This window comes from Verrucomicrobiia bacterium (assembly GCA_035495615.1).
Lineage (GTDB): Bacteria > Omnitrophota > Omnitrophia > Omnitrophales > Aquincolibacteriaceae > DATJFP01.
This window is the reverse complement of record DATJFP010000052.1, coordinates 24,226-31,133: the sequence shown is the minus strand read 5'-3', so window position 1 is coordinate 31,133 and position 6,908 is coordinate 24,226. Positions and strand designations below refer to the sequence as shown.

Annotated in this window: 5 protein-coding genes; all 5 read right to left on the bottom strand. The window is 60.7% G+C overall.

The annotated features are described in order from the left end of the window. The coding region (locus VL688_07225; GenBank protein HTL47839.1) for a 50S ribosomal protein L11 methyltransferase at positions 1-4,055 on the bottom strand (4,055 nt) is incomplete at its 3' end. A gap of 231 nt (positions 4,056-4,286) precedes the next feature. After that, entirely contained in the window at positions 4,287-4,856 is a 570-nt protein-coding gene (locus tag VL688_07220; protein HTL47838.1) for a hypothetical protein, read from the bottom strand. Positions 4,857-4,875: 19 nt separating this feature from the next. Then, a complete protein-coding gene (locus VL688_07215) occupies positions 4,876-5,100 on the bottom strand; it encodes a hypothetical protein (GenBank protein HTL47837.1) in 225 nt (74 codons plus the stop codon). Next, entirely contained in the window at positions 5,097-5,858 is a 762-nt protein-coding gene (locus VL688_07210; GenBank protein HTL47836.1) for a glycosyltransferase family 2 protein, read from the bottom strand. Before VL688_07210 ends, VL688_07215 begins: the two co-directional genes overlap by 4 nt. After that, on the bottom strand, positions 5,855-6,895 hold the full coding sequence (locus VL688_07205; GenBank protein HTL47835.1) for a glycosyltransferase: 1,041 nt from the start codon (positions 6,893-6,895) through the stop codon (positions 5,855-5,857). Before VL688_07205 ends, VL688_07210 begins: the two co-directional genes overlap by 4 nt. Positions 6,896-6,908: the final 13 nt, after the last annotated feature.

Genomic DNA, 6,908 nt, shown 5'->3' with positions numbered 1-6,908 from the left:
ACTTTCGAGTAGCTGAACCGCATTTCCGGCCGCATCTCGGCATGGCGCGCGTCTTCCGGAAAAGCGTCCTGCTCCGGCAGCCGGAGCGCGGCGGGAGCCGGCGCCACCATGTGGACCGACCACTCTTTGGGCAGATCGAGCCGCCGGTAAGCATGGGTTTCGAAATTGACGAGATAAAGCGCCTTGCGGTGAATGTCGACCAGCGCAAAAATATGGGGGGCGACCTGCGTCGTGTTTTGCAGCCATTCCATTTCCGGCGCTTCGGGAAATCCTTCGCGGATACCCGGCAGGCCATCCAGAGAAATCTTGGTCTGCACGCGAAGATCCGGGCCGAGAAATGCGAAATGAGGGTCCTTGCCCGTGGTGCTGGTCACCATAAAGCCGCCGGGCAGCGCGTGAAAGCCGTGCGCCGCTTCCGCGGGATACGGAAGCTCGCGGGCTTCTTTCGTCTGTTTGTCGATGCGGATCAACTTTCCGCGGTAGAGCAGCGTCGCCAGAATATTCCCGTCGCGGTCGTAATCCGCTCCCGTGATATTGGCCGTACGCAGCCCGGTCGGAATGCCGATTTCCGGCAGCGCCGCGGGATCAGACACGTAAACCACCTTTTTCCCGTCTTTTATTTTGACGTTCTCGAAAGCGCGGTCCCTCGTGTAAAAGATCTCGCCGGAAAAAGATTCCGGATAACCATGCTCCCACGCCGACCATTCCCAAAGGACTTCCCCGGTCTTCGCATCGATTTCCAGGAGCATGTCCAGCCCCGCGGAATCCACGAGAATCTTCGTTCCGTCCGGGGAAAATACCGCGGAATGAAGATGGCGGAACCAGGGATTCCGGAAAACCTGCATTGCGCCGGTTACGAAATCCTGGACGATGACTTTATTCCAGCTGGTGATGACCGCGCGAGTGCCGTGAACGTCGAATCCGTTCGGATCATCGAGCAGCAGGTTTTGCTGCGCGCCTTCAAGCGTCAGCGCGTCGCGGTTCAGGTCGGTCAGCGACACGAGGCCGTGAAGCGGCTCCCGGGAAGTCGTGGAACCGTCGATCTTGGCTCCCCCGAGACGGCGGGCCAGGAAAACGGCATTGCGTTCGAGCTGGTTCGTGCCCTTGACGACGACGGCGACCCGCAGGTCCCGTCCCAAGGAAGGATCGTAAGTAAAATCGCGCAGCCGTTCGCTAGCCGCAGTCGCGGGTCTCAGCGCGGCTCGCGGCGCGGGCTCCGGCTTTTCGAACGCCTGCATTTTCTGCATGACCAGCACGACCCTCGGCCCGCCGGGCGAAAGGAGCGGGTTCGTGTCTTCATGCTTGAATTCGTCCGCTTCGTAAAAATGCCTCCGCTCCAAGGCATCGACCGCAAACAAGAGATGCGGTTCCGTGATGCGGGTGGCTCCGACATTGTAGCCTCCGAGAACGTAATGCGTGGCGTCGGGAAAATGATCCAGGTACTCGATGGCCTTCAGGTGCGTGCCGCGGCGGTAAACGCGCGGATGCTCGCCGATGTTGGAAAAGACAACGTGAACGGGTTCCGGCCCGAGGCCTTTCAAGACTTCTCCGGTCTCGTTGATGTCCTCGACCACGAAACGGAAGCGGCTGGGATCCATGCCGTTCAAGGCCAGATTTTTTTCCAGCAGCGCCCGCTTGGCCGGGTCATTGTCGACCAGCCGGAGGAGGTCCGCGCCTTTGCGGTACGCGAGGAGCGCCAGGATACCATCCGCCGAACCCATGTCCAGCACGTTGCGGCCGTTCAGTTCCAGCGAATCCACGGCCGCGATCATGGGCACGGTATAATTCGTGAGGTTGTTTTCCCAGTCCGCGATCGAGCTGTCCATTTCATGCAGGTAGATCACGCTTTCCTTATATTGGCGAAATCTGCCGTCGAGCAGCGGGCCGAGCACACCCTTGAAGCGGCTGTCCACGAAACGCCAGGCCCCGACACGGAAATAAAAGGTGGGATGGGCTTCAGCCATGTAAACGCCCCTGCGCCCCTCGGCTTCCGGACCGCCCGGCGTAAAGCGCTTCAGGCTCGCCTGAAGATACGGAACGTGCCGTTCCGCGTTCTGGACGCGGCCGATGCGGTCGAATTCATTGCGGAAGGAAATGCCCAGGGGCTTGAATTCGTCTTCGAGAAAATTTTCGAGATCGTCTTTGGCGCTTTCGACCTGCGCGGCTTCGGGAGCCGTCCGCAATTCCGAAAGCAGCGGCCGCGTTTCCGGCACGCCGTTTTCCTGCAGGCCCACGAAAGCCCCGGCCTGCGCCGGATCGGGCACCGGAGAACCGCCGAAGTAAAGCAGGCCTCCGCGGTAAGTAAGGCCATTGCGCCCAAGCCCGCCGGCCCACGCATCCGCCGTACTAAGATGATCTTCGTGAAGCACGCCGCCCAGCACGCGGTTGAGCGAGCGCGAATATTCGTAGGCCCATGGCCGCCCGAGCGAACGCGCCAGGACCGCGAGCCCTTCGCCGAGGTGCGGCTGCGAAACATGGGAACGCAGCGTCAGGAACTCGGCCTCGTCCAGCATGATTTTTTCATAGGTGCCTTCCGGCGTGATTTCGGAGATGTGCGGCGCGGCTTCCACGAACGAAATTCCCTTTTCGCGGAAAAGCGCGTCAAGGCCCGGCGCGTGGAACCCGCCCGTGATGAGGACGGCCTTGGTCTTTTTCGTTTCCTTCATCTTCGCGATCATGTTGCGAAGCAGGGCCTGCTCGCGCTGCTTGGCCTGGGCGTAAAAAACCAGGGCCCCGTCGAAAATTTCGTCATGCCCGGCGTCTTCCAGGCCGGCCCGGCGGGCAAGCGCCGAAGGCCTGATCTGTTCGCGGCGGGACGCGGCCTCGCGCCATTCCGGTTCCGTCAGCTGCAGCAGCAGGAGTTTTTCCAAAAGCCTCGCGTCGCCGTAAAGATCGAGAAGCGCCTTTTCTTCCGCGTTCCCTGCCAGCGCGTGGAGGATCTGGGAGGTCAGCGCTTCCAGCTCTTCGAAGAGCGCGCCCGCGTGCAGCTCCGATTCCAGCACGCGGCAGCCCGCCCATTTTTTGAATTCCGGATAAAGATCGAACGAGAAATCTTTTCCCGCCGCGTTGACCCAGGCCTCGAAAAAGGCACGGGGCGCGCGGGCATCCCGCGGTGCGTCTTTTGTTTTCTCCGTCATGGCTTCGAGCTCCGCGATCAGATCGCGGGGCATGCCGCGCTTGCGGGCCCAGTCCGCGAGCTCGCGGATCTCTTCGACCGCCGTTTCATTCCGCGTCTTTTCTTCCAGCGCCGCGAGTTTGAGAAAGCGCGTGATTTGCGGCCACACGAGCTGTGCGCGCGGCGCGAGGAGATCGAGCCCCAGAACTTCCCGCGCGGTTTTCTGCAGGAAAGCGCGGCGGCGCATCCATTCCTGCGGCTCATCGCGGTAAAGGGCCCAATGGCGGAAAAAAGATTTGAGGCGGGGATTGAAAGTCTTGGAGGAACGCGTAAGGATCTGGGATTTCAGCCGGCGCGAGATTTCGCGCGAGGCGTCCCGTTTTTTCAAGATGCCGCGAAAGGATGAGAGATTGGCGCGGTAAAGCGCGGGGTCTTCGATGCCGTAAGCCTCGACGGCAGGGCCTTTTTTGTCCAGCAGCCGGTCCAGTAAGAACAGTTCGGCGCCGCCGATCAGGCCTTCCCGGGCCAGCCCCTCCCCCGCTTTGCGCGCGGAAGACGGCGCGCGGAAAAAAATCAGATTCTCCGCATCGATCCGCTCGGACGCGCCTTCCACGAAAACAAGATCGAAACCGTACTGCGCCGCGGCATGGCTGAGGATGCGGCGGATATTGTCCTGCGCTTCGGCGCTGCCGTGCGCGTCCTGCAGGTGCAGGATGACCGGGGCGGACGAAGCGTTGTTTTCCGGAACATAAATTTCACGGACGAGGCCGAGCGGTTCCGGAATATGAATCTCCTGCGCGAGCGGCGCGGGAAGCCGGACTTCGGGAGACGGCAGCGGCGGAGCGGACCACGCAAGCGTGGTGAAGGTAAAGCAGCACAGGCAGAGAAAGGACGTAATTCGGGTGTAAATTCGGACGCGTTTGGAATGGTGGAAGAACATTCAGTCCGCCTCTTTTTTGCGCAGGTTTTCCCCTCGGAAAGCCTTGGGAAATATGAAGGTAGCAAAATGTAACTGACGGGTTCCAACACTGTCAAGGAAGAGGGAAAAAGGAGCGAAAATGCGGCCGTTAGAGGAGTTGCAGCGTGATCAGTTTTGTTGCATTTTGTCCGAGCGTGGGACGGGGCGCTCGGTTTTTTTACCTTAAAATTTTTTAACCTTTTTACGGGAAAATCACGCCTCGCACACGTCGGCTTCAACATTTTTCGCGCAATCGGCACCGCCCTTTTTTCCCTTGGATTGGATGGCGTCGACGAGCAGCTGGAGGCTGGTTTTGTCCGCGGGCACGATGCGGGCGGCGAAAAGTGTTTTGGATTTCGCGTCGGAATGATTGAGCACGGCGATGACGCGCTGGCCTTTGTACGCGCTTATCGTATCCGGAGAATGGCGGTAAAGGAAGCTGGCTTTGGCGCCGGGAGCGGCCCCTGCATCTCCGGATTGCACGGTGATCTGATCGAGGAAAACGCGCGTCATCGGGACCGGCACGCCGCCCGGCCCCATGTCCGCCAGCACCACGCTTTCGATGCGGGCCGTGAGAAGCGCGTCCGCCTGCCGGAAGTCATGGCCCATCGCATCGATTTCTTCCTCGCTCACGTAACGCACGGCGGGCGCTTCATGCAATTCTTTGATCAGGGCCTCGGCGCGCTCGGACGGCGTGTCCATGTCTCCCGCCCGGGCGGGAAAAGGCATGAAGACCAGCGAGAGGAAAAGCCCCGTCACGACCGCCGCTTCCGAAACTTTCATACCCTTCGATCCTTTCATTTTATTTGTAAAAAATCAGGAATATTCCCGCGCCGATGAAACTGATCCCGCCCAAGATAAAAAAAATCGTGCCGCTGTTTTTGGCGGCATCATCATAGAACTCTTCCACTCCGACGTCGGTCCTTCTCTTTTGAAAAAAATCCCTCAGGTAAAACAGGATGGGCCCGGAAGCCAGCAAGGCTCCGGCGGCGAGAAGAAAAATCCCCAGCTTGACGTGCTCCGTCATGGCTTCTCCGCCGCGGCCCGGGTTAAGCCGTGATAATAGCCAAAAAAGTCGGAAGCCTTCCGCAGTCTTTCTTCGAGCGTGGAAACCGCGGCCGCGCTGTGCGAAAGCGAATTCTGGCGGCGGCGGTAAAACAGCAGCGGTTCGGGAACGTAGGCCATCCGGGGCTTGGCGAACAGCCCCATCTGGATGAGGAACAGCGTGTCTTCGCCGAAGCCGCGGGCGTAAGAAGGATACGGGTACATCAGCGCGAGATCGCGGCGGTATGCGCAGGTCCCGTGGCAGATGCCGAACCAGCCTTTGCGCATGAGCCAGTGATCTTCGGTGATCTGCTCGGGAGCCATGGCGTGCAGCACGGCCGAGTCCTCGAGCGAGACGCCTTCGCGGAAATCGCTGTAAACCAGATCGCGGCCCTGCTCGAGCTTCCGGACCAGCAGCTCGACGCGGCGCGGCAGCGAGAGGTCGTCAGAATCGTGCGCTACGATGAATTTTCCCGAGGCTCCGAACTGGATGCCGTAATTACGCGCGTAGCCCGGGCCGCGGTTTTGATCGTACGCGAGGAGCTTCCGCCGCGCGGGATCTTTGAAAGCGCCGGCAAGGACGCGCGCCGCTTTTTTGACCTCGTCCGCCGGGCTTCCGTCGGCCACGAGCACGACTTCGAAATCCGTGGACGTCTGCCGGGCCAAACCCTCCAGTGTCTCGCCGAGAAATCCCGATTCAAAAAACGGGATGATGACCGAGGCTTTCGCGGGACGCTTCATGAAACCAAGCTCCTCATTTGTCCCAGCGCATGCGCGCAGGTATGTTTTTCCAGAATCCTTTTCTTCAGCGCTTCCACCCGCTGGCTGCGCTCGTCCGCATCCGCGAGCAGACGCAGAAGCGTCGCGCGAGTTTCTTCCGGGCCGCGCACGACGGGCGCTTCGGGAAAAAAGCGCCGGACCGCGCGGTTGTCATCCGAAACGACAAGCACGTCCGCGAGCGGCAGCTCGGTCACACGGCGCGGATAAAGCGTCGGCGAAGAAGGCGCGTTGCTGAGCGACAGGCCGATCAGATAACGCGAGCTTTCCTTTAATAATTCATCGTACGGGAGCTCCGCGACGATGTAGGGCCGGCAGTCCTCGGGCCAATGCGTGCGGTCCACGCTCAGGTTCTTGCGCGCGAAAATGTCCACGCAGCCGAGCGCGAGCGCGGGCCGCAAAAAAGAATCGAGGGCCCGGGCGCGAGGTTCATGGTCGAACCTCCCGGCGCCCGCGAAAAAGACTTTTTTCTCCGGGGCCTTGGGATAATACGGGCGGTGCACGGCCGGCTGGGCGGGAAAGGTCAGCACTTCGATGTCCCCGCGAAAACCCGCGTCCCGGTAGCGCGGCAGGCATTCTTCACCGGTCGTGAAAATCGCGTCGCAGAGCAGCGCGACGGGAAGAAATTCCTGGAAATGCACGGGGTCTTCCTTGTTCCAGAAAAAAACCGGCGTGCCGGACCTGCGGAAGGCGCGGATGAGGCGCAACAGCTCCGCGTTCTTGTCGATCTTTTCCCCGCCCTCGTAAAAATCTTCCCACACGCTTTCGACGAGAAGAAATTCCGAGTCCGCGGGGCGCCTGGTCATGCGGTCCCAGGCCTCGCGCCCCTGATAAGGGCCGGGAATGCGCACCGCGCCTTCATGGCGCCACCCGGCCCAGGAAAAATGATCGCACATGACGTGCCACGGAGCCGGTTCGGCAACGTCCAGAGGTCCGGCGCTTTTTTTGCGGGCTTGGCTGCGCCAGCCGGAAACGGCGCGGCTTACGTTGTCCCAGATCATCGGGCTCCTTCTT